Raw genomic sequence first — 22,623 nt, forward strand, 5'->3', positions numbered from 1 at the left:
GTCAGCCCGCCCGCCTGTGTTGGGCCTGCTGGAGGGCCCGGCTGGTCAGCTGCGCGACGAGGTGGCGCTTGTAGTCGGCGGGCCCGCGCTGGTCGGCGGCGGGGGAGCAGTGCGCGGCGGCGATCGCGCCGGCCTCGTCGAACCGCTCCGGCGTCGCCGGGCCGCCGCGCAGGAAGTCCTCGGCCTCGACCGCGACGAAGTGCGGGGCGCCCACCGCGGTGAGCCCTAGGCCGGCCTCGGCAACCACGCCACCGTCGACCCGCAGCGACGCGCCGACCGCGGCGATCGCCCAGTCCCCGGCCCGGCGGCCGACCTTGGCGTACGCGCTCCCCGTTCCGTCGCGGATCGGCAGCCGCAGCTGCACCAGCAGCTCACCCGGCCCGACGGCGGTCTCGTACGGCCCGGTGAAGAACTCCCGCACCGGCACGACCCGCGTCCCGTCGGCCCCCTCGACGACGGCCTCGGCGCGGACGGCGGTGAACGCCGCCGACAGGTCCTCCGACGGGTCGGCCTGGCACAGCGAGCCCCCGACGGTCCCGCGGTTGCGCACGATGGGGTCGGCGACCACGCGTTCGGCGTCGTGCAGGATCGGGAACAGCCGTCCGGCTTCGGCCGAATCGAGCAGTTCGGCGTGCCGGACCAGGGCCCCGATCCGCAGCTCCCCGCCGACGACCTCGATGCGGCTCAGCTCGCTGAGCTCGTTGATGTCGATCAGGGCTTCGGGCCGCGCCAGCCGCAGCTTCATCATCGGGATGAGGCTGTGCCCGCCGGCGATCACCCGGCCCTCGGGGCCGTACTTGGCCAGCAGCTCGAGGGCGTGCCCGACACTGGTGGCCCGCTCGTACTCGAACTGCGCCGGCACCTGCATGACCGTGGATCGTTCCCGGCGGGCGGGAGGCCCGCAAGAGTGGATTAAGGGAAGGCTTCAGACGTCGGCGCGGACCTGGGTCCACCGCAGGGCCTGGTGCCACTCCGCGATCAGCGCTTCGTCGTCCGCGAACGTCGGGGTCGTGCCCACCGGGACCCACGTCTGATCGACCAGTTCGCCGGCTTCGACGCGCTGGACCGTGACCCCGGTGTACTTCACCACCTCGCGGCCGAACTCGGCCGGGGCGGAGACCGCGCGGGTGCCCAGCCGCAGCCGCACCTCTCGTTCGCCCGTCACCGACCACCCTCCCCTTCATTCTCGACAGTGCTGTCGCGAATGGGCCGGGTTCTGTAACAGCCCGGGCCGGTGAACTGCGGTGAGCGGCCGGAAACAGCCGGTGGACGGCAGATAAATTAGCTCTCGTGAATCGCACCGAACGGCTGTACGCCCTCGTGGAAGAACTTCGGGCCATTTCGCCGAGGCCGCGCAGTGCGACCTGGCTGGCGCGCCGGTTCGAGGTCAGCGTCCGGACGGTCGAACGGGACCTCGACGCGCTGCGGGAGTCCGGCGTCGCCATCCGGAGCGACACCGGGCGCAACGGCGGGTACAGCCTGGACCGCGAGCGCACCCTCCCGCCCGTGACGCTGACCGCGCGCGAGGCGCTGGCGATCAGCGTCGCGCTGCGGGCCGCGTCGGCCACGCCGTTCGCGGACGCGGCGCGGCGGGCGGCCCAGAAGGTGCTGGCCGTCCTGCCGTCCGACGTGCGCCGCCGGGAGGACGCGCTGGCCGCCCGGGTGCACCGGGTCGGCCCGCACCCCGACCTGCCGGTGATCCGCGGGGCGGTGGCGGACACCGTCGAGGACGCCGTGGTGGCGAGCCGGGTGCTGCACCTGACCTACACCGACCGGGCGGGTGCGACCTCCGAGCGCGACGTCGAGCCGATGGGCCTGCTGTGGGGCCCGCACGGCTGGTACCTGGTCGCGTGGTGCCGGTGGCGCGAGGGCGTGCGGGGGTTCCAGCTGCACCGGATCACCGCCGCCGCGTCGACCGGCGAGCGGTTCCGCCCGCGCGAGGCGGAATGGGCCGCGGAGCTGGACCGCTTGGACGCCGAGGCCTTGCGCTGAAATGTGACGGCGAACACCGACAGGACGGTGTCGCGGTCCGCCGGAACAGTGGCGGACATGGGAAACAACGAAGAACGGATGCGGTTGTGGTGCCGCATGTGGAACGAGGACCCCGCGCTGGCGCACGAGCTGATGAGCCCCGCCTGCGTGCAGTGGTCCGGGCAGACGCCGGGCCTCGACAGCGTGGTCGGGCCGGCGGAGCAGGTGCGGTTCCTGGACGGCTACCGCGCCAAGCACGTCAACCTCTTCCGGCCGCGGGTGCTCGCCGACGGCGGTGACCACTTCGCCTACCTGTGGGACGTCGACAAGGCCGACGGGCAGAAGCTGACCGGCTTCGACTTCAACATCCTCCACGGCGACCGGATCGCGGAGAACTGGACGTTCGTGGGGGAGCGGCGCGACACCGCGCCCGACCCGGGGTATGCCGGCGGCCACGACCTGGACAAGGTGCTCGACGGCTGGCTCCGGTGGCGCGCCGGTGATCCGGTGGACGTGCTCACCGAGGACTTCGGGTTCTTCTCCGGCGCGGCGGGCCCGCTCGCGCGGCCGGAGCCCGCGGTCCTGACGCCGCACCGCGAACCCGTCGTGGATCCGGAGCGCGGGACGGTCGCGTTCTTGTGGGCCGGTCCGGCGGCGAGCGGTGTCGAGCTGCTGTCCGTGCGCGATCGCCGGGTTGCTCGGGCGTGGTCGCTGACCGGGACCCGGTCGTTCCGCTATTGAGTGTTGGTTGCGAGCGCCCTCCCGCGGCGAGCGGCGTCGACCTGCTGTCCGTGCGCGACGGCCGGGTTGCTTGTGCCTGGTCGCTGATCGGGACGCGCTCGTTCCGCTACTGACCTTCGGGTGCAACAGCGCGCCGGACGCTCTCCCGCAGGAGCGTCCGGCGTAACTCGTGCAGCTCCGGCGGTTCCTCGCCGGTGGCGGCGTAGACGTTGCTGACCGGCGACCACGCCATCGACATCGCGATCACCATGGCCATCAGGTCGAACGGGTCCCCGGCCCGGACGAGCCCCGCGGCCTGCGCGTCGGCGATCGCGCCGAGCTTCTCGGTGTCCAGGCGGTCGGCCTGCTCGACGAGGTGCCCGGCCGGGCGGCGTTCCAGGCGGACCCAGGTGGCCAGCCGGATCAGGTCGGGGCGGCGGAGGTACTCGTCGTACAGGCGGACGGCCCAGTCGGCGAGGTCACGGGCGTCGATCGGGACGACGTTGCGGATCGAGTCCATCGAGTCCATGAAGATCGCGTCGAACAGCTCTTCCTTGCTGCCGAAGTAGGCGTAGAGCTGCGCCTTGTTGGTGCGGGCGGCGGCCACGATCCGCTCGACGCGCGCCCCGGCCAGCCCGTACTGCGCGAACTCCTGCGTGGCCACGTCCACGATGCGCTGTTTCGTCGCGGCACCGCGCGAGGTCAGGGGCATGGCGTCCACGATAACAACAGACCAGTCGGTTTGCCGGTTCGCCGAAGCTCGGCTACGGTCAAACAGACCGAACAGTCTGTTTGCTTGAGGAGTGGACCATGAGGACAACCGTGGGCTGGCAGGCCGGCCCCGCCGGTGCCGAGCTGCGCCAGGTGCCGCTCGAGCGCCGTGACCTGCGCGCGGACGACGTCGCCGTGCGCGTCGACTACTGCGGGGTCTGCCACAGCGACCTCCACGCGCTGCACCGCGACGGCCGGGACACGTCGCTGGTGCCCGGGCACGAGTTCACCGGCGTGGTGACCGAGGTGGGGAGCGGAGTCACGAGATTCGCCGCCGGGGACGCGGTCGCCGTGGGCAACATCGTGGACTCGTGCGGGGAGTGCCCGATGTGCGAGCGGGGGCAGGAGAACTTCTGCCACGAGTTCCCGACCCTGACCTACGACGGCACCGACCGCCACGACGGATCCACCACCCTCGGCGGCTACTCGCGCGAGTACGTCGTCCGCGAAGGGTTCACCTACCCGCTGCCCGCGGGGCTCGACCCGGCGGCCGCGGCACCGCTGCTGTGCGCGGGGATCACCGTCTGGGAGCCGCTGCGGGCGCTCGGGGTCGGCCCGGACAGCCGGGTCGCGGTGGCCGGGCTCGGCGGGCTGGGGCATCTGGCGGTCAAGCTCGCCGTCGCGCTCGGGGCCGAAACCACCGTGATCAGCCGCTCGGCGGACAAGGCGGAGGACGCCCGCCGCCTCGGCGCCCACGACCTGATCGTGTCGGCCGACGAGGGGCAGCTGGCCGCGGCGCGGGACCGGTTCGACGTCGTCCTCGACACGATCGCGGTGCCCCACGACCTGGGTCGGTACCTGAAGCTGGTCGCGTTGGACGGCACGCTCAGCGTCGTCGGGTACCTGGGCCCGGTCACCGTGCCGATGACGGACCTGCTGGTCGGCCGCAAGCGGCTCGGTTCGGCGGGTAGCGGCGGCCGCCCCGCGACGGCGGAGATGCTGGCGTTCTGCGCCGAGCACGACGTCACCGCCGACATCGAGCTGCTGCCCTCGAAGCAGGTGAACGAGGCGCTCGACCGGCTCGGCCGCAACGACGTCCGCTACCGATTCGTGCTCGACCTCGCCGACCTGTCCTGACGGTTTGCCCTTACCGGTGCGGGGTATCCGCCGGCAGGCGAAAGGAGAGAACCATGGGATTGCTCGTCGGGTTGCTCGTCGTGTGGGCTGTGCTGATCGTGCTCGGTCTGGTGGTCAAGAGCCTGTTCTGGCTCCTGTTCGTCGGGATCGTCCTGTTCTTGGCGACCGGGGTGATCGGCTTCGTCAAGCGGAAGACCCTCGGCCGCAGTTAACCGAGCAGGCGCGGATCCGGCTCGCCGCCGGCTTCGCCCAGGGCGCCGAAAACCGCTCGTGCCAGGGTGACCAGGTCCTTCGGGTTCTTCTTGTCGAGCCCGCCCACGAGCTGCTTCAGCACCGTCAGCTGGTCGAAGTAGACGCGCTCGGTGACCAGGTTCTCGTGCTCGTCGAAGACGAAGAACGCGGTCATCCGGGTGCGGTGCCTGCTGCCCGTCGCGGGGATCTTGCCCAGGGGGCCGAGGTGGGTCCCGGTCAGCCAGAACTCGACGACCACGGCGTCGGCGGTGTGCCGCAGCGCGATGATCTCGTGGTCCTGGTCGGGGAAGGCGACGCGGGTGTCGTGGTAGTAACCGCGCACCTCGCCGTCGCCGTCGTGCACCGTCATCGACGCGATCAGCTCGTAGTGCGGGTGCGGGAACGTCTCGAGCACGTCGTCCCAGGCTTGCCGCACCTCGTCGTGGAAGTGGTCGAGGACGAGCTTTTCGCGGGCGTGCAGCACGTCTTCCGGCGGCAGGGTGTAGGCGGTCGTCATGGCGGATCCTTGGTCGTCGCGGTTAAACCTACGCCGTAGGTATGTGCCGACCGTAAACCTACCCTGTAGGTTTTGTCCAGGAGGTGCGTGATGGACACCCGGACCGAACCACCGCGGCGGGGACGGCCGCGGCGCGGGCAGGAACCGTTGTCGCGAGCGCGGATCGTCGACGCGGCGATGGCGCTCGCCGAAGCCGAAGGCGTCGAGCGGCTGACCATGCGCGGTGTGGCCAAGAGCCTCGGGGTCGACGCGATGAGCCTCTACAACCACGTCGCGAGCCGGGACGCGCTGCTCGACGCGATCACCGAAGCGGTACTGGCCGGACTGCGCCTGCCCGCCCCCACCGGTGACCTCGAGGCCGACGTCCGGGCGGTCGCGGGCGCTTTCCGGTCGGCCGCGCAGCAGTACCCGCGCTGCGCGGCGCTGGTGCTCACCCGCCAGCTCGGCGCGCCCGCGGCGCTCGGGCCGACCGAAGCGGTGCTGGCCGTCCTCGACCGCGCCGGGTTCCCGCCGGACCGCGCCGTGCACGCGCTCCGGACGGCGCTGGCCTTCCTGGTCGGTTCCCTGATGCGGGAAGTGTCCGCGGGGCCGGCCTTCAGCGGCACCGACGTCGAAGGAGCCCAGCAGCGGGAAGCCGAGCTGCGCGCTTCGGGACTGCCGCACGTGGCGGCGGCCGCGCCGGACCTCGCGATCTGCGACCACGACGAAGAGTTCGAGTTCGGCCTGGCCGCACTGGTCGCCGCGCTGGAGTCCGTCCGCGGCTGAGGGTGTCACGGTGCGTGCCGGTGCGTGCCCCGGCCGGGGCGAACCGCTGGTGCGCCCCGGTGAAAACGCACCGGAATGGTGATTCCACACCTTGGGGTGAAACGGATCCGGGTCGCGTCCGTGCGGGCGCAAACTGCTCGGGACAAAGCCCGACGGAAAGGTGAAGAATCGATGGGTGCCACCGCGGTCGACCGGATCAAGCTCGTTTTCACCCTGTTCGACGTCGACGGGAACGGCTATCTCGAAGAGCACGACTTCTCGACGATGGCGGACCGCGTGGTGCGGGCGGCCGAGGGCTCCGGCGACGCCGCGAAGCGGGCGATGGAGGCGGCCTTCCAGCGGTACTGGACCACCCTGGAACGGGAGCTCGACGCGAACCACGACGGCCGGGTGAGCTACGAGGAGTACGCGGGCTGCGTGCTGTCGCCTGAGCGGTTCGACGGGACGGTGACGGAGTTCGCGGAAACCCTGACCGCGCTGGGGGATCCGGACGGCGACGGGATGATCGAACGGCCGCTGTTCGTCGCCCTGATGACGGCCATCGGCTTCGACCGCCCCAACATCGACGCGCTCTTCGACGCCTTCGCGCCGTCGGCCGGTGACCGCGTCCGGGTGCCGGTCTGGGCCGCGGCGATCAAGGACTACTACAGCCCGGACAAGGTCGGCATCGCCGGCGACCACCTGGTCGCGAACGTGGCCGGCTGAATGGGCGCGCACCGCGCGCGGCCGGTCGTCGGGCTGGCGGTCGGCCGGGGCACCGGGGGAGAACTCGCGGACGTCTTCGAAAACGTGCTGACCCGGATCGGCCGGCTGTGTTCGACCGAAATCGGCGTAACGCGCTCGCCCCGGACCTACCATTCCTATTTCACCCTGAAGGACGCCGGCGGAACCGACCGGACCCGCCGGCTCACCGAAGAGGACGCCGGCCACTACGAGCAGTTCTGCCGGGAACAGGCGCGCGCCGGGGTCTCCGCGGTCTTCCGCACGGCGATCAACGCGCAGTCGCTCTACCTGGTCCGCGAACGGCTGCAGGCGGTGAAGGTCGACCCGGTCACGCCGTCCCTGCTGCTGGTCCGGGACCAGGCCCAAGGTTTTTACACCGGCGAGAACCGGCACACGCCGGACACGGTGACCCGCACGATGGTGTTCAGCAAGGAGATCACCGAGAAGGTGCTCACGTTCGCGGTGCGCCGCGCGTGGGCGCAGTGGCCCGGCGACGGCCCGGCCCGGATCGTCCTGGCGTACAAGTTCCACCTGCTCGACGGCGCGTTCGGCGAGTGGGTGGCGGAGATCGCCGGGCGGCTCGGCGTGGCCGTCGAGCTCGGTCAGCCCGACACGGTCAACCGCAACCTGGTCGAGCACGGCCTCGCGCCGCGCACGCTGCTGGTGGCCGGCAACGAATGGGCCGACATCATGCACGTCGTCCTGCTCGCCGCGTTCGGCGGCGAACGCCAGGAGAACCGGTACACCGAGAACGTCCACCTGCACCCGGACGTCGACGGCCTGGTCGAGTACCAGACCGTGCACGGCTCGGCCGACGACCTCGCGGGCACCGGCCGGGTCAACCCGACGGCGACGCTGCGGGCCGCTGCGGCGATCGCGGAGCGGCACGCGGGCTGCCCGGGTGCCATCACGGCGATGGAGCAGGCGCTGCGCGAGGCGCGCGACCGCGGCGTCGGCACCCCGGACGCCGGCGGCCGGCACTCGACCACCGAGGTCGTGGCCGAGGTGCTGGACGCGCTGGACCCCGCCCCGGACCGGGTTTCGGCGGCGGGCGCGTGAAGACGGCGCTGGTCGTGGTGGACCTGCAGAACGACTTCTGCACCGGGCCCGCCGTCGCGGCCCGGTACCGCGGCCGGCCGGGGACGCTGGAACGGGTCACCGCGAACGCCGGGCGGGCCGTCGACCTCGCGCGGCGGGCCGGCACCGAGGTCGTCTTCGTGCGGTTCCTCGGCGACGTCGAGTACCAGCGGCCGAGCTGGCGGCGCCGGGACCGGGTGCTGGGCAAGGCGCCGAAGTGCCTGGCCGGGTCGTGGGGCGCGCAGTTCCACGGGGTCGCGCCCGCGCCCGGCGAACGCGTCTTCACCAAGTACGCCTGTTTCGACGCGTTCTTCGCCCACGGCTTCGGGCAGTACCTGCGGCGCCGCCGGATCGGGCACCTCGTCTTCGCCGGGGTCTACGCCGACGTCTGCGTGGACTCGACGGCGAGAACCGCGTTCCAGAAGGGATTTCACCTGACGGTACTGACTGACTGCACGACCGCGCTGCACCGGAGCGACGAGGAAACCCTGCGGTTCATGGAAACCGTCTACGGCGCCCGGACGACCACCCACGACCGGCCCGGGTCGTGGACTCGATGCGACGGGGAGGAGAGCGAGTGGTCACCACCCGAGGCGTCGAAGGCGGCGTCGGCCGGACCGCGCTGATGGTCGCCGCGGCCCGGGCGATCGAGGCGACCCGGCCGGATTCCCTGGCGCGGGACGGGTTCGCGCGCCACTTCGTCGAAGCGGCCCGGGTGCCGGGGGAGTGGCCGGTGCACTGGGACGACGTCCCCGGCGGGGCGGCGAACCCGCTGTGGGGCCGGCTCGGCCGGTACTTCGGCCTGCGCACCCGGGTCCTCGACGACTTCCTGCTCGGCGCCGGTGCCGCGCAGGTGGTCCTGCTGGGTGCCGGGCTGGACTCGCGGGCGTTCCGGCTCTCGTGGCCGGCCGGTTGCCGCGTCTTCGAGCTCGACCGGCCGGACGTGCTGGCGTTCAAACAGGAGGTCCTGGCCGGCCTCGGCGCGACGGCGGCCGCGGCGCGCACGACCGTCGCGGTGGATCTGCGCGACGACTGGGCGGAACCGTTGTGCGGAGCGGGTTTCGACCCGGCCGTCCCGACGGCGTGGCTGGCCGAGGGCCTGCTGCTCTACCTGTCCGCAGACACCGAGCGCCGGCTCGTCTCGGCGATCGATCGCCTGGCCGCGCCCGGAAGCCGCCTGGCGTTCGAGGTGAAGCTCGCCGTCGAACACCGGGCGAGCCCGATCTACCGCAGCGCGAAGGAGCAGATCGGGGTGGACCTGACCGCGCTGTTCGACGCCGGGCCGCGCCCGGACTCGGCGGAGGCACTGCGGAACCGCGGCTGGACGGTGTCGGCCCGCACGCCGTTCGACCTCGCGGCGCAGCACGGCGTGGACCTGGTCGCCGAGAGCGAAGACGCGCTGGCGAGCAACCGCTGGGTGTTCGCGGGCAAAGCGCGGCGAACCGGGACGGAGGGGGCATCGATGTCGTAAACTCCGAGGAGGACGACAGACCTTGGGGAGGGATCTGGTGATCTTCCGCGGACCGGTGTGCCCGGTGGCCGGGGTGGCGCGATGACGGCCGGGGAGGTGCGGAGCTCGCCGCCGCTGCCCGGGGATCCACGTTTTCCGGCGCAGCCCACGCTCGAGGAAGTCGGCCGGGCCCGGTTGTGGCTGTTCCGGCACGGCGTCCGGACCACGTTGCCGACCCGGCTGATCGCGCTGCGCGCCGGGTCCCGGAGCACCACGCCGTCGCTCGTTCTCGTGTCGCTCGCGGCGTTCGTCGGGGCCTGGGCGACAGCCTCGATTGACGATCCGCCGTTCGCCCACGCGGCCGGGGCGCTGGTGCTCGCCGTGGCGTTCGCCGTGTGGACGCTCGTCCGCCGGCAGGCCGCGCGCTACCGTGACCAGCTCGCGGCGCAGTTCGTGGAGCCCGGTGGCCGGCCGTCACCGAGCACGGCGGCCGGGCTGGTCGGCGCCTGGTCCTTCGTGTCGTTCGGGATCACCTTCATCGGCGGCGCGGCGTTGTACGGCACCCTCGTCGTGATCAGCCCGCCGATGCGCTCCGCCGCCGCGGTGTCGCTGGTCGTCCTGGGCGTCGGGCTGGTGCCGGCCGGGCTGGCCCTGCTGGATGCCTTCACCGCCCCGGTGATCGCCGAGGACGAGGCCTCGGCCGCCGTCGACCGGTTCCTGCGATCCCAGGACGTGCGCCGGTTCGTCCTGCCCGCCGCCTTCGCGTGGCTCGCCGGCATCAACGCCCCGGTCGCCTGGCAGCCGCTGCAGCTCGGGTACCTGGCGCTCGCCATCGGCACCCAGCTCGCCGGCTGGCTGCACGGCAACCGCCGCCGGCTGCCGCCCGGCTGGTACGGGCTGCCGTAACCGGTTCAGTCGGCCGCGATGCCGCGGGCGCGCAGGACCTCGCGCAGCTGCGGGCCCAGGAACTCGGAGCCGACGACGCGCCGGAGGTTCGGCAGCAGCGCGAGGTCGTCGAGCGAGGTGACGTCGTAGAGGTCGTCTTCGCCGTCCCAGATAGGCGAGCACTCCTGGTACACCTGCAGCCCGCCGTCCATGCTCAGCTGCTCGACCGAGGCCAGCAGCTCCGCGCCGATCTCCAGCGCTTCGAAGGGGCTACCGTTGCCGGGCACAGGCGGCGACATCTTCGTGGAACGCCTCGACGAAGCAGGCCGGTCGCTGAAGTTCTCCACCAGCGTCACCCCGGCGTGAGAGAGCACCTGGCGAGAACGGTGATCGCCTATGCTCGGGGGGTTGCCACGTCCGGTCCTGCACGGGAGAGAACCGCATGCCGATCCACGACCTCGTCTTCCGGGGCCGGCGCCTCACCAGTGACAACGCGCTGGTGATGGCGATCGTCAACCGGACCCCGGACTCGTTCTACGACAACGGGGTGACGTTCGAGGAGGAGCGGGCGCAGGCGGCGATCGGCCGGGCGCTCGAGGACGGCGCGGCGGTGATCGACATCGGCGGCGTCCCGGCCAGCCCGGGCCCCGAGGTCACCGTCAAGGAGGAGATCGCCCGGGTCGTGCCGACCGTCGAATGGGCCCGCGAGCACTTCCCGGACGTGGTGATCAGCGTCGACACCTACCGCGCCGAGGTCGCCGACGCGGTCTGCCGGGCCGGCGCCGACCTGATCAACGACAACTGGGCCGCCTTCGAGCCGGAGATCCTGGACGTCGCGGCCGAGTACGGCGCGGGGTACGTCTGCGCCCACGTCGACGGCCTCGACCCGCGCACGGACCCGGTCAAGCCGGTGTACGACGACGTCGTCGCGTCGGTCGTGGCCGACACCGTCGAGCTCGCCGAACGCGCGGCCGGGCGCGGGGTCCCGCGCGAAGGCATCATGATCGACCCCTGCATCGACTTCTCGAAGAACACCCACCAGTCCCTGACGGTGCTGCGGAACGTCGACAAGCTGGTCGCCACCGGCTGGCCGGTGCTGATGGCGTTGTCCAACAAGGGTGTGGTGGGGGAGACCCTCGACGTCGGCATGGACGACCGGGTCACCGGGACGCTGGCCGCCACCGCGCTCGCGGCCGCGCACGGCGCCGCGATGTTCCGGGCGCACCAGGTCCGCGAGACACGCCACGTGGTCGAGATGGTCGCGAGCATCGTCGGCACCCGGCCGCCGAAGAACGCGGTGCGGTGGCTGTGAAGCTCCAGCAGATCTGGCCGCCGGAGAGCGTCCGCGAACTCGGGCAGGACGACCTCGAAGCCCTCTACCGCTTCCCCGACGTCGCGAAGTGGCTGGTCGTCAACTTCGTGTCGAGCACGGACGGCGCGATCACCGTCGCGGGCCGGTCGCGCCCGCTCTCGACCGAGCCCGACCGGGTCGTCTTCAAGCTGGGCAGCGACCTCGCCGACCTCGTGCTGCTCGGCGCCGGCACCGCCGTGATCGAGCAGTTCGACGGTGTCCACCCGGACGAGGAGACGGCCGATCGCCGTCGTCGCCACGGCCTCGAGCCGGTCCCGCCGATCGCCGTCGTCACCACGGGCCGCAGCCTGCCGCCCGACGCGCCGGTGATCACCGGCGCCGCGGTGCCGACGATCGTCATCACCAGCGAGCGGACCCCGGAGAACCAGCGTGACGCCTGGATCGCGGCGGGTGCCGAGGTGATCGTCGCGGGCCAGGAGCACGTGGCGCTCGACCTCGCCGTCGCCGCCCTGACCGAGCGCGGCTTCCGCCGGATCGACTGCGAAGGTGGCCCGCACCTGTTCGCGGCGCTGGCGGAGGCGGGCCTGGTCGACGAGTTCCGCCTGACGGTCGCGCCGTTCCTGGTGGCCGGCACCGCGGACCGCGCGGCGGTCGGCGGCGCGTTCGACCCGCTGAAGCTCGACCTCGACACGGTGCTCACCGACGGCGAGAGCCTGCTGACGCGCTACCTGGTGCCGTAAGGCCTCAGCGGTCGGAGTGCTCACGGGCGGCGACCTCGCGGACGGCCCCGGCGACCGCGCCGAAGTCCTTGCGCAGGATCGCGCCGTGGTTGCTCGTGACCTTCGCGCTCACCTCGATGTGCGGGTTGCGGGCGACGGCGGCGTCGAGCCCGGCGCGGATCTTCTCCTGCTCGTCGCCGCGGCTGCCCAGCGACGTGCCGGAGGCGACCACGAACCGCGTCGGGACGGTGATCGTGTCGAGCACCGGGCCGAGTGCACGCTCACGGGAGAGCACGCCGACCTCGATGTTGCTCTCGGCCTGCTGCTCGGCACTCATCCGCGGGGCCAGGCCGGTCGGGCGCAGCAGCGGCAGGAACCAGCTCATCCGCTTGAACAGCTTGCGGATCCGCTGCTCCATGGCCTCGTCGAGCCAGTCGTAGGGGAAGGCTCCGTCGACCAGGACCGCGCCGATCGTGCGCTCCGGGTTGCGGGCGGCCCAGTGCGCGCCGACCAGGGCGCCGTAGGACCAGCCGACCAGCAGCGCCCGGTCCACACCCCGGGCCTTGAGCACCGCGTCGACGTCGCGGACGGCGACCTCGAAGGAGTAGTCGGCCGAGCGCTTCGACTTGCCCCGTGCCCGCTCGTCGAAGGTGATGTGCCGGAAGTCGTCGCCGAGCTCGGCGACGACCCGGCGCCAGTAGCCCTGGGTGGCGAACTGGCCGTTGAGGTAGACCACGGGGATGCCGGTGCCGCCGGTGTCGGTGACCGCGAGGGCCGTGTCGTCGATCTCCACCATGCCGGACCAGGTCGTGCTGTTCTTCGTCATGGGAGGAACTATCGAAGGCCGAGCTGACACGGACCTGACGCCGGGCTGACACGGCGGTCAGACGGCGGTGCCCCCGGTGACCGGCAGCACCACACCCGTCACGAAGGACGCCCGGTCGCTCAGCAGCCAGGCGGCCGCCTCCGCGATCTCCGCCGGCGCGGCGGCCCGCCCGAGCGGGGTGCCCGAGACGATCCGCTCGATGATGCCCGGATCGTGGCGGTTCCACTCGTCGACCATCTCGGTGAGGGTCAGGCCCGGGGCGATCGCGTTGACCCGGATGCCGGCCGGGCCGTACGTCACGGCCGCCGACTCCGTGATGCTGTTGACCGCGCGCTTGGCCGCGCCGTACGCGGGCAGGGCCGGGTTGCCGATCAGGCTGCCCACGCTGCTGGTGTTGACGATCGCCCCGCCGCCGGTGCGCTGCATGGCCTTCACCTCGGCCGACACCGCGTAGAACACGCCCTTGAGGTTGACCTGCATGACGAGGTCGAAGTCGGCTTCGGGGAAGTCCGCGATCGGGTGCGGCGGGACGCCGACGGCGCCGTTGTTGAACGCGACGTCGAGCCGCCCGTGCCGCTCGACGACCGTGTCCACCGCGCGTTCGATGCTCGCGACATCACCGAGGTCGGCGACGACGTAGGAGGCGCCAGGCAGATCCTCGGCGATGGTCTTCAGGTCGGCTTCGGTGCGGGCGGCCAGGACGACCGTCGCGCCCTCCGCCGTGAACAGGCGGGCCGCCGCCGCGCCGATGCCGCGGCTGGCTCCGGTGACGAGGGCGATCTTGCCGGACAACATTCCGTTCTGGGTCATGTCTCCACCGTGCGACGCCTTCGCACACTCTGGCAGGCCCTGGCTATACCTGGCAGGACCGCCGCCCCGGGGTGACACTCGGAGTATGGACAAGCACGCACTGGGCCGTTTCCTGCGGCTGCACCGGGAGCGGCTGACCCCGTCGACCGTGGGCCTGCCCGCGGCCGGGCCGCGGCGCACGCCGGGCCTGCGCCGCGAAGAGGTGGCCCAGCTGGCGCACATCTCGACCCAGTACTACACGCGCCTGGAGCAGGCCCGCGGCCCGCACCCGTCGCGGCACGTCCTGGCCGCGCTCGGCCGCGCGCTGCGGCTCAACGACGCCGAGCGGGACCACCTGTACACCCTCGGCGGGCAGCTCGCGGAGCCGCCGGGCCCGTCGGCCGACGTCCCGGACCGGATCATGGACCTCATCGAGCGGCTGCCGGACACCGCGGCCATCGTGCTCGACGCGAAGTACGACGTCCTGGCCTGGAACCCCCTGGCCGCGGCGCTCCTGGAGGACTTCTCGGCCCGACCGCGCCGCGAGCGGAACATGATCCGCCGCTACTTCCTGCACCCGGACGTGAGTCAGCGGCACTACGGCATCAGCGGGGGCGCTGACTTCGGGATCTTCGCGGCCGGCCACCTGCGCGCCGCGGCCGCGCGCTACCCGGACGACCCCGCGACCCAGGCGCTCGTGCGCGAGCTGCTGCGCGGCAGCCCCGAGTTCGCCGCGCTGTGGCCGAGCCCCGAGGTCTCCGACCAGCGGCACCTGGTCAAGACCGTCGACCACCCGCAGGTCGGGCCGATCACCCTGACCTGCGACATCCTCCTCGTGCCGGAACGCGACCAGCACGTCGTCCTCTTCACCGCCGAGGCCGGCACCCCCGCCCACGACGCCCTGCGGCTGCTGTCGGTCGTCGGCCTCCAGCAGCTGACCTAAACCTGGGTGGCGATCAGCTGACGCAGCTCGCCCTCGCCGAGCCCGCCCCAGATGCCGTGCGTCTCCCGGACCGCGACGGCGTGGTCGAGGCACTGCAGGCGCACCGGGCAGCTCGCGCAGATCTGCTTGGCGAGCTCCTCGCGACGCTTGCGCGCCATCCCGCGTTCGTTGTCGCTGTGGAAGAACACGGCGGCGTCCATCCCCCGGCACGCGCCGCGCATCTGCCAATCCCAGTTCTCGCTGACGACCACCGGAAGCCGGGACACTTCGGACACCGGGACCACATCCCCTCACGTTTGTCGGGCCGCGTTCCGGCCTTCGAGCGGCGGTTACCCGGTCGGCGCCCTGATCATCCACGCGGCGGTGAAGATCACCCACGTGTGGTACGCGAGGCCGGCCTCGGGGGTTAAGCGAAGGGTTATTCCCTCGTTGCCCAGCGTGTACTCCGGGTGGACGATCCGATCACCTGATCGACGGCGGAAGCGGGTACGCGTCATGCGGATCGAGTCCGACGGGCACAGCCGCGGCAACCCGCGGCTGTACGAACTCGTCGAGAACGCGCCGAAGGAGGGACCGAGCCCGACCGTCTGGGCGTGGCCCCAGCTGATCGGCTTCCTCAAGGTGGCCGGGCAGCCGGTGGCCGGGCCGTGGCCGCCGCACCAGCGGCCGCGACCGGAGCCCGAGGAGGACACCCTGCCGGTCGCCGTCCCGGACGAGGACTGACGCCGATGTACCCGAGCCGGTTCTCCTACGAAGCCCCGCGCGAACTCGGCGAAGCGCTCGCCCTGCTGCGCGAGCACGGTGACGAGGCGAAGGTCCTCGCGGGCGGGCAGAGCCTCGTCCCGCTGATGAAGCTCCGCTTCGCCGCGCCCGCGCTCCTCGTCGACATCAACAACCTCCCCGGGCTCGGCCACCACGAGGTCGACGCCGACGGGAACCTGCACGTCGGCGCGCTGTGCCGGCACGTGACGCTCGAACGGTCGGACCTGCTGCGGGAAACCCAGCCGACCATGGCCGCGGCGGCGCCGCTCATCGCCGACCCGATCGTCCGCAACCGCGGCACGCTCGTCGGGTCGCTGTGCCACGCCGATCCGCAGGGCGACTGGGCGTCGGTGGTGCTGGCCCTGGACGGCTCGATCGTCGCGGCCGGACCGGCCGGACGCCGCAGCATCCCGGCGCGGGACTTCGTGCTCGGCCCGTTCCAGAACGCCCTCGCCCCGGACGAGATCGCCGTCGAAGCCGTGATCCCCGCGCCGCGGGGAACCCCGTCGGGCGGCTACCTCAAGCTGGAGCGCCGGGTCGGCGACTTCGCGACGGTCGGCGTCGCGGTCGCCGTCGACACCGCCACCGACGGCCGGGTCACGCGGGCCGGGATCGCGCTCACCGGCGTCGGCGGCGCCACCATCGACTGCGCCGACGCCGCCGAAGCGCTCCTCGGCCGGTCGCTCGACGCCGAGACGATCGAGGAGGCGGCGGCGCTCGCGGCCCGCGACGCGCGGCCGAAGTCCGACCACCGCGGCAGCGCGCGGTACAAGCGGCACATGGTGCACACCTTCGTGGTGCGCGCACTGGAAGGGACGACCCGATGACGATCGTGCACGAAGTCCGCGACGAACCGGCCGCCGGCGTCCCCGAACGCCGGATCACGGTGACGGTGAACGGCGCCCGCAAGGTCATCGAGTGCGAGCCCCGGCTGCTGCTGTCGCACCTGCTGCGGCAGGGGCTGCGGCTCACCGGCACGCACATGGGCTGCGACACGACCAACTGCGGCGCCTGCACGGTCCTCGTCGACGGCACGCCGGTGAAGTCCTGCACGATGCTCGCCGTCCAGGCCGACGGCCACGAGGTGACCACCGTCGAAGGCCTGGCGACGGCCAGCGAGCTGCACCCGGTGCAGGAGGGCTTCCGCGAGGAGCACGGCCTGCAGTGCGGGTTCTGCACCCCCGGCATGATGCTCGCCTCGAAGGCCCTGCTGGACCGCGACCCCGATCCGTCCGAAGAGGACGTCCGGTGGGCCCTGTCGGGCAACCTCTGCCGCTGCACCGGGTACCAGAACATCGTCAAGTCGGTGCTCTGGGCGGCCGCGAAACTGCGGTCGGAACGGGAGGACCAGCCGTGACGAAGGCACTCGACGAGGTCGAGATCGGCGGCGTCGGCGCCAGCCGCAAGCGGGTCGAGGACAGCCGGTTCATCCGCGGCAAGGGCCGCTACACCGACGACATCGTGCTGCCCGGCATGCTGCACATGGAGATCCTGCGCAGCCCGATGGCGCACGCGCGGATCAAGTCGATCGACACCAGCAAGGCGTGGGAGATCCCGGGCGTCCACTTGGTGCTGACCGGCGAGATGGCGGCGACGCGCAACCTGGCGTGGATGCCGACGCTGTCCTACGACACCCAGGCCGTGCTGGCCACCGACAAGGTCCGGTTCCAGGGCCAGGAGGTCGCCTGCGTCGTCGCCGACGACCCCTACATCGCCAAGGACGCCTGCGACGCGATCGACGTCGAGTACGAGCCGTTGCCGGTGGTCGTCAACCCGGAGCAGGCGCTCGCCGAGGACGCCCCGGTGATCCGCGACGACAAGGCCGGCCAGGACGGCAACGTGATCTATCACTGGGAGGTCGGGGACAAGGCCGGCACCGACCGGGCGTTCGCGAACGCCGACCGGATCTCCAAGCTGCGGCTGCACTACCCGCGTTCGCACCCGTCGCCGATCGAGTGCTGCGCGTCGGTCGCCGACTACGACCGCGCGACGCAGAAGCTGACCGTCTACATGACCACGCAGGCGCCGCACATCGTCCGCGCCGCCGTCGCGATGATCGCCGAGCTGCCCGAGCACATGATCCGGATCGTCTCGCCCGACATCGGCGGCGGCTTCGGCAACAAGGTGCCGGTGTACCCCGGGTACGTCTGCTCGATCCTGTGCTCGATCCTGCTGGAACGGCCCGTCAAGTGGATCGAGGACAAGTCCGGCAACCTCATCTCCACCGGGTTCGCCCGCGACATGTACCTCGACAGCGAGCTGGCCCTGCGCGAGGACGGGAAGATCCTCGGCGTCCGCATCCACGCCGACGCCGACCACGGCGCGTTCTTCGCCGACGCCCAGCCGAGCAAGTTCAAGATCGGCCTGCTGCACTCGGCGTTCGCCTGTTACGACATCCCGGCCGCGCACCTCACCGCCCGCGGCGTCTACACCAACAAGGCGCCGGGCGGGGTCGCCTACCGCTGCTCGTTCCGCGTCACCGAGGCGATGTTCTTCCAGGAACGCATGGTCCACCAGGCCGCCAAGGACCTCGGCATCGACCCGGCGGAGTTCCGGCGCCGCAACTTCGTGCGCGCGGACCAGTTCCCGTACCGGACGCCGTTCGGCTTCCTCGTCGACTCCGGCCAGCCGGAGAAGTGCCTCGACGTCGGCCTGAAGGCGATCGGCTACGAGGACTTCCTGAAGCAGAAGGAAGAAGCACGCAAACGCGGGCGGCTGCTGGGCATCGGCATCTCGACGATGACCGAGCCGCTGGGCGCCGGCAACAGCCGCGAATACGACATCCTCGGCATCAAGATGTTCGACTCCGCCGAGCTGCGCGTGCACCTCACCGGCAAGGCACTGCTGCGGGTCGGGACGAAGAGCCAGGGCCAGGGCCACGAGACGACGTGGGCGCAGATCGTCAGCCACGAGCTGGGGATCCCGGCCGAGGACGTCACGGTCGAGGAGGGTGACACCGACACCGCGCCGTTCGGGATGGGGACCTACGCCTCCCGCAGCACGCCGGTCGGCGGCGCGGCGATCTCGATGGTGTCGCGCAAGATCCGCGCCAAGGCCCGGAAACTCGCGGCGCACCTGCTGGAAGTGTCCGAAGAGGACGTCGAGTGGGAGCTGGGCCGGTTCTACGTGCGCGGGGTGCCCGACCGCGGCGTCACCATCCAGGAGTGCGCGATGGCCGCGTACTCGAACATGCCCGACGGGATGGAACCCGGGCTGGAGAACCACGCCTACTACGACCCGCCCAACCTGACCTGGCCGTTCGCCGTCTACATCGCGACCGTCGAGGTCGACCCGGAGAGCGGCGTGTGGGACGTGCTGAACCTCGTCGCCGTCGACGACTGTGGTGTCCGCATCAACCCGATGATCGTCGAGGGGCAGATCATGGGGGGCCTCACCGAGGCGTACGCGATGTCGAACATGCAGTTCATCACCTTCGACGAAGAAGGCAACTGCGTCGGCTCGAACTACATGGACTACCTGCTGCCCACCGCCTGGGAGACGCCGGGGTTCGAGCTGCACAGCGAGGTCGTCACGCCGTCCCCGCACCACCCGATCGGCGCCAAGGGCATCGGCGAGTGCGCGGCCGTCGGCGGGCCGGCGGCGTTCGTCAACGCCGTGATGGACGCGCTCGACGGCACCGGCGTCCGCAACATCGACATGCCGCTGCTGCCCGACCGCGTCTGGCAGGCGCTGCAGACCGGGCAGGACGTCTCGGGCGTGCCGCCGGTCCGGACGGACGACTGATGAGCGGCTGGGACGTCCTGGCCGAGGCGGGGGACCGGGCCCGCCGCGGGGAGGCGTTCGCGCTCGCGACCGTGGTGTGGCGCGAAGGGCCGTCGTCGGGCAAGGAGAGCTGCCGCGCGATCGTCACCGAGGACGGTGAGCTGCACGGCTGGATCGGCGGCGCCTGCGCGGAACCCGTGGTGCTGCGCGAAGCCCGGCAGGCGCTGGCCGAGGGCACGCCCCGGCTGCTGCTGCTCGGTACCCCGGAGCGGTTCGGGACGGTGCCGGCGGGGATGACCGTCGTGCCGATCGCGTGCCAGAGCGAGGGAGCGCTGGAGATCTACGTCGAGCCGGTCGTCCCGGCCCCGCACCTCGTGGTCGCCGGGCGCTCGCCGCTGGCGCACACGCTGGTCGCGCTGGCCGCGGCGCTGGACTGGCGGGCGGAGCTGAGCGAAGACCTCGCGGTGGTGACCGGACAGTCCTATGTGGTCATCGCGACCCAGGGCCACAACGACGAAGAAGCCCTCGAACGGGCGTTGGCGCGGGACCCGGCGTACGTCGGGCTGGTGGGTTCACGCCGGCGAGGCGAGGCCGTGCTCGGGTACCTGGCCGACCGCGGTGTCGCCGCCGACCGGCTCGCCCGCGTCCAGGTACCCGCCGGCGTCGACCTCGGCGCGGTCGCGCACCGGGAGATCGCCGTCGCCGTGCTCGCCGAGCTGGTCCGGCTGCGTGCGGTGCGTCGCCCGGTGCCGGTGGTCGCCGTGGACGCGGTGGACCCGGTGTGCGGGATGACCGTTCCGCCGCGTGATCCCGTCGAGTACGAGGGCGTCGCGTACCACTTCTGCTGTGTCGGGTGCCGGGCCGCGTTCGAGCGCGACCCGGCCGCGTACGCGAAGAAGGAGAGCCGATGCTGATCGAGAACGAGTTCGCGGTCGGGCAGCCGATCGACAAGGTCTGGCGGTTCTTCGACGACGTCCCGAAGGTGGCCGCGTGCCTGCCCGGCGCCGAGCTGACCGAGGACCTGGGCGACGAGGCGTACGAGGGCCGTGTGAGTGTCCACATGGGACCGGTTTCGCTGAGGTTCGGCGGTACGGCGAAGATCGCTTCCCGGGATGATGCCGCGAAGCGGATCGTCGTCGACGCGGCGGGCGCCGACGAGAAGGGCCGCGGCCAGGCGAACATGACCGTCACCGCGACCCTGACGTCGGCCGGCGGCGTCACGCGGGTGCACGTCACCCAGGACCTGCAGGTCTCCGGCGCGGCGGCGCAGTACGGGCGCGGCATGATCGCCGACGTCACCTCGGTGCTGATGCGCGACTTCGCGGCCAACCTGCAGAACGGCATCGACCGCGCCGAACGCGGCGAAGAGGTCACCGGCGCGGCGCCGGCCCGCGGGTTCAGCATCGGCCTGCAGGCGACGCTGATGGCGTTGAAGCGCGTGTTCCGCCGGTTCTTCCTGCCTTATCCCGTTTAGGAGGAGACATGGTTCTGTGGTGGATCGGCAATGCGGTGCTGCTGCTGGTCGTGCTGCCGGTGGTGATCGCGCTGCTGAACCGCGTATTGGCCGCCTGCGAACGGATTCGCGCGGCCACGGACACGATTCTCGTGGGCGGCGTCGAACTGGCCGGGCAGCTGGAGCCGGTGCCGGCGGCGCTCGCGCAGACCGACAAGACCATCGGCGAGGTCGCCGTCGGCGCCACCCGGTACGCGGGCAGCGTCGCGAAACTGCTGGGCTGAAAGGAGTTCCGTGATGCCCGTCGTCGCCTGGTGCACCCTGGCCATCGCCGCGCTGATCATCCTGTTCGCCGCGGTCGGGCTGCTGCGGGTGATCCTCCACTTGCGGCACATCCGCGACACGCTCCGCGCGGTGACCGGCGGCGTGCGGGTCGTCGCCGACCGGACCGCGCCGGTGCCGGCCGCGCTCGCCTCGGTCAACGCGCACCTCAAGCCCGTCCGCGACTTCTGCGAGTCGGTATGAGCACCGGCTGGGTGGTGGGGTTCGCCATCGGGATCGCGGTCGTGCTGGTCGTAGTCGCGCTGGTGGTGCCGATCCTGCTGCTGGCGCGGTCCATCGGCCGCGAGGCGCCGCTGATCGACGGCGCGCTGCGCGACGCCGTCCGCAACACCGCGCCGCTCGCGGAGCTGAGCACGACCATCGAGCACGCCGAAGTGATCGTCGCCGGGCTGCGCCGCGGCCGGACCCGGCTGGGAGGCTGACATGACTTCGTGGTGGATAGCCGTGATCGCGGGCTTCGTGGTGGTGCTCGCGGTGGCAGCCCTGCTGACGGTGCTGGTCGTCCTGGTCCGCACCATCGACCAGCGGGTGGTGGCGGTCCGGGACACCCTCGCCGAAGCCGCGGCGAACACGGCGTCGACGTCCCTGATCCCGGAGACGGCCACCCGGGTGGACGCGGTGCTGGCGGAAGGCCTGGAACATCACCTGTTCCTGGGGAGGGCACGGACATGACCCTGCTGGTGGTCCTGACGGTGCTGGACATCGCGCTGCTGATCGCGGGCCTGGCGTTCTACCTGTTCTGGGTCGGCTCGCTGCTGGCCCGGATCGCGGCGAACCTGGAGGAGTGCGCGGAGACGGTCGGCACGATCAACGGCCACGCGGCGCTGATCGTCCCGGGAGTGGCGCACATCAACCGGACCGGGGGAGTGGTGGCGGGCGCGCTGCCGCTGCTGTACGGAATGGCGGAGGACATCGTCCGCGAGGCCCCGGCACCTGCGGACCCGGTGGCCCGCCCGGCTTCGGGTACCCGCCGCTCCCGCCTGCACGACGCGGTCGGCTTCACCCCGCGTTGACCCATTCCGCCCTCTTTGCCCGACCCACGCTGATAACGTCCGGACGATGCGGTTGTGGTGGTGCGGCCTGGTGCTGACGGCGGCTGTAGTGCTGGCCGCCTGCGGCGGCGCCCGATCGGGAAACGGCCAGGTGGTGACGCCGACGACCACCCCGGTTCCGTCCACAACGGAGTCCCCGGTGACTACGACAACGTCGGCTTCGGACACCACGACCACGCGGGCCCACACCACCACGGCGACCACGAGGAAGACGACCACCCACCGCCGCACGACCACCCGCCGACGGCCGGGCTAGCGTCGTGAGTCCGGCTCAGCGTTCGTCGATGGAGGATTCTGGCCACCCAACGTCCCAAATCCTCCATCGTCACCATCCGGGCATGGTTTCGGCCGCTCCGTAACTGCTGGACCGGTTCGGGCGACCACCGGACGCAAAGGCTGGCCCGCCTCCACCACCGTCGTGACCGTGGAGCAGGCACCGGCCACGACGACGGTCACACTGCCACCACCGAACTCGGCACCTGGGACATCGACACCCAGCGTTGCGTACGCCCCTG

At 71.9% G+C, this 22,623-nt stretch carries 33 protein-coding genes; 25 read left to right on the top strand and 8 right to left on the bottom strand.

Annotation, left to right across the window (positions count from 1 at the left end; genetic code table 11):
- Nucleotide 1: 1 nt before the first annotated feature.
- Both ACIOD2_RS01210 and ACIOD2_RS01215 read right to left on the bottom strand, forming a co-directional pair.
- Complete coding sequence (locus ACIOD2_RS01210) at nucleotides 2–868, bottom strand: FAD binding domain-containing protein (protein WP_400532927.1); 867 nt, start codon at nucleotides 866–868, stop codon at nucleotides 2–4.
- A gap of 57 nt (nucleotides 869–925) precedes the next feature.
- Nucleotides 926–1,165 (bottom strand): hypothetical protein, encoded by a 240-nt coding sequence (locus ACIOD2_RS01215; protein ID WP_400532928.1) that lies wholly within the window; start codon nucleotides 1,163–1,165, stop codon nucleotides 926–928.
- 125 nt (nucleotides 1,166–1,290) lie between these two features.
- Here ACIOD2_RS01215 and ACIOD2_RS01220 point away from each other — a divergent pair, with 125 nt between their 5' ends.
- Both ACIOD2_RS01220 and ACIOD2_RS01225 read left to right on the top strand, forming a co-directional pair.
- Nucleotides 1,291–1,992 carry a helix-turn-helix transcriptional regulator gene (locus ACIOD2_RS01220; protein ID WP_400532929.1) on the top strand — a complete coding sequence of 234 codons (702 nt, stop codon included), beginning with the start codon at nucleotides 1,291–1,293 and terminating at the stop codon, nucleotides 1,990–1,992.
- Between the two features lie 57 nt (nucleotides 1,993–2,049).
- The gene (locus ACIOD2_RS01225; protein ID WP_400532930.1) at nucleotides 2,050–2,712 is read left to right on the top strand and encodes a hypothetical protein; all 663 of its coding nucleotides are present in this window, start codon (nucleotides 2,050–2,052) and stop codon (nucleotides 2,710–2,712) included.
- A 106-nt stretch (nucleotides 2,713–2,818) separates the two neighbouring features.
- Here the strand turns inward: ACIOD2_RS01225 and ACIOD2_RS01230 are convergent, their stop codons facing one another.
- Nucleotides 2,819–3,403, bottom strand: a complete 585-nt coding sequence (locus tag ACIOD2_RS01230) for a TetR family transcriptional regulator (RefSeq protein WP_400532932.1) — start codon at nucleotides 3,401–3,403, stop codon at nucleotides 2,819–2,821.
- 98 nt (nucleotides 3,404–3,501) lie between these two features.
- On the opposite strand from ACIOD2_RS01230, the gene ACIOD2_RS01235 reads away from it, so the two are divergent.
- Both ACIOD2_RS01235 and ACIOD2_RS01240 read left to right on the top strand, forming a co-directional pair.
- Entirely contained in the window at nucleotides 3,502–4,539 is a 1,038-nt protein-coding gene (locus ACIOD2_RS01235) for an NAD(P)-dependent alcohol dehydrogenase (RefSeq protein ID WP_400532934.1), read from the top strand.
- A gap of 53 nt (nucleotides 4,540–4,592) precedes the next feature.
- Nucleotides 4,593–4,751, top strand: coding sequence for a hypothetical protein (locus ACIOD2_RS01240; protein ID WP_400532936.1), 159 nt, complete (start codon nucleotides 4,593–4,595; stop codon nucleotides 4,749–4,751).
- On the opposite strand, the gene ACIOD2_RS01245 is transcribed toward ACIOD2_RS01240, so the two are convergent.
- On the bottom strand, nucleotides 4,748–5,287 hold the full coding sequence (locus ACIOD2_RS01245) for an ester cyclase (protein WP_323330970.1): 540 nt from the start codon (nucleotides 5,285–5,287) through the stop codon (nucleotides 4,748–4,750). The two genes, ACIOD2_RS01240 and ACIOD2_RS01245, sit on opposite strands and share 4 nt — an antisense overlap.
- Before the next feature lie 90 nt (nucleotides 5,288–5,377).
- Between ACIOD2_RS01245 and ACIOD2_RS01250 the strand changes: the two genes are divergently transcribed.
- The 6 genes from ACIOD2_RS01250 (at nucleotide 5,378) to ACIOD2_RS01275 (ending at nucleotide 10,208) form a co-directional block, all read left to right on the top strand.
- Nucleotides 5,378–6,052, top strand: a complete 675-nt coding sequence (locus ACIOD2_RS01250; protein ID WP_400532938.1) for a TetR/AcrR family transcriptional regulator C-terminal domain-containing protein — start codon at nucleotides 5,378–5,380, stop codon at nucleotides 6,050–6,052.
- A gap of 171 nt (nucleotides 6,053–6,223) precedes the next feature.
- On the top strand, nucleotides 6,224–6,757 hold the full coding sequence (locus ACIOD2_RS01255) for an EF-hand domain-containing protein (protein ID WP_400532940.1): 534 nt from the start codon (nucleotides 6,224–6,226) through the stop codon (nucleotides 6,755–6,757).
- The gene (locus tag ACIOD2_RS01260) at nucleotides 6,758–7,834 is read left to right on the top strand and encodes an isocitrate/isopropylmalate family dehydrogenase (RefSeq protein WP_400532942.1); all 1,077 of its coding nucleotides are present in this window, start codon (nucleotides 6,758–6,760) and stop codon (nucleotides 7,832–7,834) included. It begins immediately after the preceding gene.
- Nucleotides 7,831–8,478, top strand: a complete 648-nt coding sequence (locus ACIOD2_RS01265; RefSeq protein WP_400532944.1) for a cysteine hydrolase family protein — start codon at nucleotides 7,831–7,833, stop codon at nucleotides 8,476–8,478. Before ACIOD2_RS01260 ends, ACIOD2_RS01265 begins: the two co-directional genes overlap by 4 nt.
- Nucleotides 8,430–9,323: an SAM-dependent methyltransferase gene (locus ACIOD2_RS01270; protein WP_400532946.1), complete on the top strand. Its 894-nt coding sequence runs from the start codon at nucleotides 8,430–8,432 to the stop codon at nucleotides 9,321–9,323. The genes ACIOD2_RS01265 and ACIOD2_RS01270 overlap by 49 nt, the downstream gene beginning before the upstream one ends.
- Nucleotides 9,324–9,404: 81 nt before the next feature.
- On the top strand, nucleotides 9,405–10,208 hold the full coding sequence (locus tag ACIOD2_RS01275; RefSeq protein ID WP_400532948.1) for a hypothetical protein: 804 nt from the start codon (nucleotides 9,405–9,407) through the stop codon (nucleotides 10,206–10,208).
- 5 nt (nucleotides 10,209–10,213) lie between these two features.
- On the opposite strand, the gene ACIOD2_RS01280 is transcribed toward ACIOD2_RS01275, so the two are convergent.
- A complete protein-coding gene (locus tag ACIOD2_RS01280; RefSeq protein ID WP_400532950.1) occupies nucleotides 10,214–10,474 on the bottom strand; it encodes a DUF6892 domain-containing protein in 261 nt (86 codons plus the stop codon).
- 155 nt (nucleotides 10,475–10,629) lie between these two features.
- Here ACIOD2_RS01280 and folP point away from each other — a divergent pair, with 155 nt between their 5' ends.
- Together folP and ACIOD2_RS01290 are read left to right on the top strand one after the other, a co-directional pair.
- A complete protein-coding gene (folP, locus tag ACIOD2_RS01285) occupies nucleotides 10,630–11,499 on the top strand; it encodes a dihydropteroate synthase (protein ID WP_400532952.1) in 870 nt (289 codons plus the stop codon).
- Entirely contained in the window at nucleotides 11,496–12,239 is a 744-nt protein-coding gene (locus tag ACIOD2_RS01290; protein ID WP_400535367.1) for a pyrimidine reductase family protein, read from the top strand. The genes folP and ACIOD2_RS01290 overlap by 4 nt, the downstream gene beginning before the upstream one ends.
- Before the next feature lie 4 nt (nucleotides 12,240–12,243).
- Here ACIOD2_RS01290 and ACIOD2_RS01295 read toward each other — a convergent pair whose 3' ends face one another.
- Both ACIOD2_RS01295 and ACIOD2_RS01300 read right to left on the bottom strand, forming a co-directional pair.
- Nucleotides 12,244–13,044, bottom strand: coding sequence for an alpha/beta fold hydrolase (locus ACIOD2_RS01295; protein WP_400532954.1), 801 nt, complete (start codon nucleotides 13,042–13,044; stop codon nucleotides 12,244–12,246).
- Nucleotides 13,045–13,101: 57 nt separating this feature from the next.
- Complete coding sequence (locus tag ACIOD2_RS01300; RefSeq protein ID WP_400532956.1) at nucleotides 13,102–13,854, bottom strand: SDR family NAD(P)-dependent oxidoreductase; 753 nt, start codon at nucleotides 13,852–13,854, stop codon at nucleotides 13,102–13,104.
- Between the two features lie 85 nt (nucleotides 13,855–13,939).
- Here ACIOD2_RS01300 and ACIOD2_RS01305 point away from each other — a divergent pair, with 85 nt between their 5' ends.
- Entirely contained in the window at nucleotides 13,940–14,776 is an 837-nt protein-coding gene (locus tag ACIOD2_RS01305; RefSeq protein ID WP_400532958.1) for a helix-turn-helix transcriptional regulator, read from the top strand.
- On the opposite strand, the gene ACIOD2_RS01310 is transcribed toward ACIOD2_RS01305, so the two are convergent.
- Nucleotides 14,773–15,051, bottom strand: a complete 279-nt coding sequence (locus ACIOD2_RS01310; protein ID WP_323330982.1) for a WhiB family transcriptional regulator — start codon at nucleotides 15,049–15,051, stop codon at nucleotides 14,773–14,775. The genes ACIOD2_RS01305 and ACIOD2_RS01310 overlap by 4 nt on opposite strands.
- A 220-nt stretch (nucleotides 15,052–15,271) precedes the next feature.
- Here ACIOD2_RS01310 and ACIOD2_RS01315 point away from each other — a divergent pair, with 220 nt between their 5' ends.
- From ACIOD2_RS01315 to ACIOD2_RS01370, 12 genes are read left to right on the top strand one after another with little or no spacing between them, the layout of a single operon-like run.
- Nucleotides 15,272–15,499: a hypothetical protein gene (locus ACIOD2_RS01315; protein ID WP_400532960.1), complete on the top strand. Its 228-nt coding sequence runs from the start codon at nucleotides 15,272–15,274 to the stop codon at nucleotides 15,497–15,499.
- A gap of 5 nt (nucleotides 15,500–15,504) precedes the next feature.
- Nucleotides 15,505–16,365 carry an FAD binding domain-containing protein gene (locus tag ACIOD2_RS01320; protein WP_400532962.1) on the top strand — a complete coding sequence of 287 codons (861 nt, stop codon included), beginning with the start codon at nucleotides 15,505–15,507 and terminating at the stop codon, nucleotides 16,363–16,365.
- Nucleotides 16,362–16,895 carry a (2Fe-2S)-binding protein gene (locus ACIOD2_RS01325; RefSeq protein ID WP_400532964.1) on the top strand — a complete coding sequence of 178 codons (534 nt, stop codon included), beginning with the start codon at nucleotides 16,362–16,364 and terminating at the stop codon, nucleotides 16,893–16,895. The genes ACIOD2_RS01320 and ACIOD2_RS01325 overlap by 4 nt, the downstream gene beginning before the upstream one ends.
- Nucleotides 16,892–19,282 (top strand): aerobic carbon-monoxide dehydrogenase large subunit, encoded by a 2,391-nt coding sequence (locus ACIOD2_RS01330; protein WP_400532965.1) that lies wholly within the window; start codon nucleotides 16,892–16,894, stop codon nucleotides 19,280–19,282. The genes ACIOD2_RS01325 and ACIOD2_RS01330 overlap by 4 nt, the downstream gene beginning before the upstream one ends.
- Complete coding sequence (locus ACIOD2_RS01335) at nucleotides 19,282–20,175, top strand: XdhC family protein (RefSeq protein ID WP_400532967.1); 894 nt, start codon at nucleotides 19,282–19,284, stop codon at nucleotides 20,173–20,175. The genes ACIOD2_RS01330 and ACIOD2_RS01335 overlap by 1 nt, the downstream gene beginning before the upstream one ends.
- The gene (locus ACIOD2_RS01340) at nucleotides 20,169–20,735 is read left to right on the top strand and encodes an SRPBCC family protein (protein ID WP_400532969.1); all 567 of its coding nucleotides are present in this window, start codon (nucleotides 20,169–20,171) and stop codon (nucleotides 20,733–20,735) included. The genes ACIOD2_RS01335 and ACIOD2_RS01340 overlap by 7 nt, the downstream gene beginning before the upstream one ends.
- An 8-nt stretch (nucleotides 20,736–20,743) precedes the next feature.
- On the top strand, nucleotides 20,744–20,998 hold the full coding sequence (locus tag ACIOD2_RS01345) for a hypothetical protein (protein WP_400532971.1): 255 nt from the start codon (nucleotides 20,744–20,746) through the stop codon (nucleotides 20,996–20,998).
- A gap of 13 nt (nucleotides 20,999–21,011) precedes the next feature.
- A complete protein-coding gene (locus tag ACIOD2_RS01350) occupies nucleotides 21,012–21,239 on the top strand; it encodes a hypothetical protein (protein WP_400532972.1) in 228 nt (75 codons plus the stop codon).
- Nucleotides 21,236–21,478, top strand: coding sequence for a hypothetical protein (locus ACIOD2_RS01355; protein ID WP_400532974.1), 243 nt, complete (start codon nucleotides 21,236–21,238; stop codon nucleotides 21,476–21,478). The genes ACIOD2_RS01350 and ACIOD2_RS01355 overlap by 4 nt, the downstream gene beginning before the upstream one ends.
- Nucleotide 21,479: 1 nt before the next feature.
- Nucleotides 21,480–21,728 (top strand): hypothetical protein, encoded by a 249-nt coding sequence (locus ACIOD2_RS01360; RefSeq protein ID WP_400532976.1) that lies wholly within the window; start codon nucleotides 21,480–21,482, stop codon nucleotides 21,726–21,728.
- Entirely contained in the window at nucleotides 21,725–22,069 is a 345-nt protein-coding gene (locus tag ACIOD2_RS01365) for a hypothetical protein (RefSeq protein ID WP_400532978.1), read from the top strand. Before ACIOD2_RS01360 ends, ACIOD2_RS01365 begins: the two co-directional genes overlap by 4 nt.
- Before the next feature lie 46 nt (nucleotides 22,070–22,115).
- Nucleotides 22,116–22,364 carry a hypothetical protein gene (locus ACIOD2_RS01370; protein WP_400532980.1) on the top strand — a complete coding sequence of 83 codons (249 nt, stop codon included), beginning with the start codon at nucleotides 22,116–22,118 and terminating at the stop codon, nucleotides 22,362–22,364.
- The last annotated feature ends 259 nt before the right edge of the window (nucleotides 22,365–22,623 follow it).

It is taken from the genome of Amycolatopsis sp. NPDC088138, from assembly GCF_044741685.1.
Lineage (GTDB): Bacteria > Actinomycetota > Actinomycetes > Mycobacteriales > Pseudonocardiaceae > Amycolatopsis.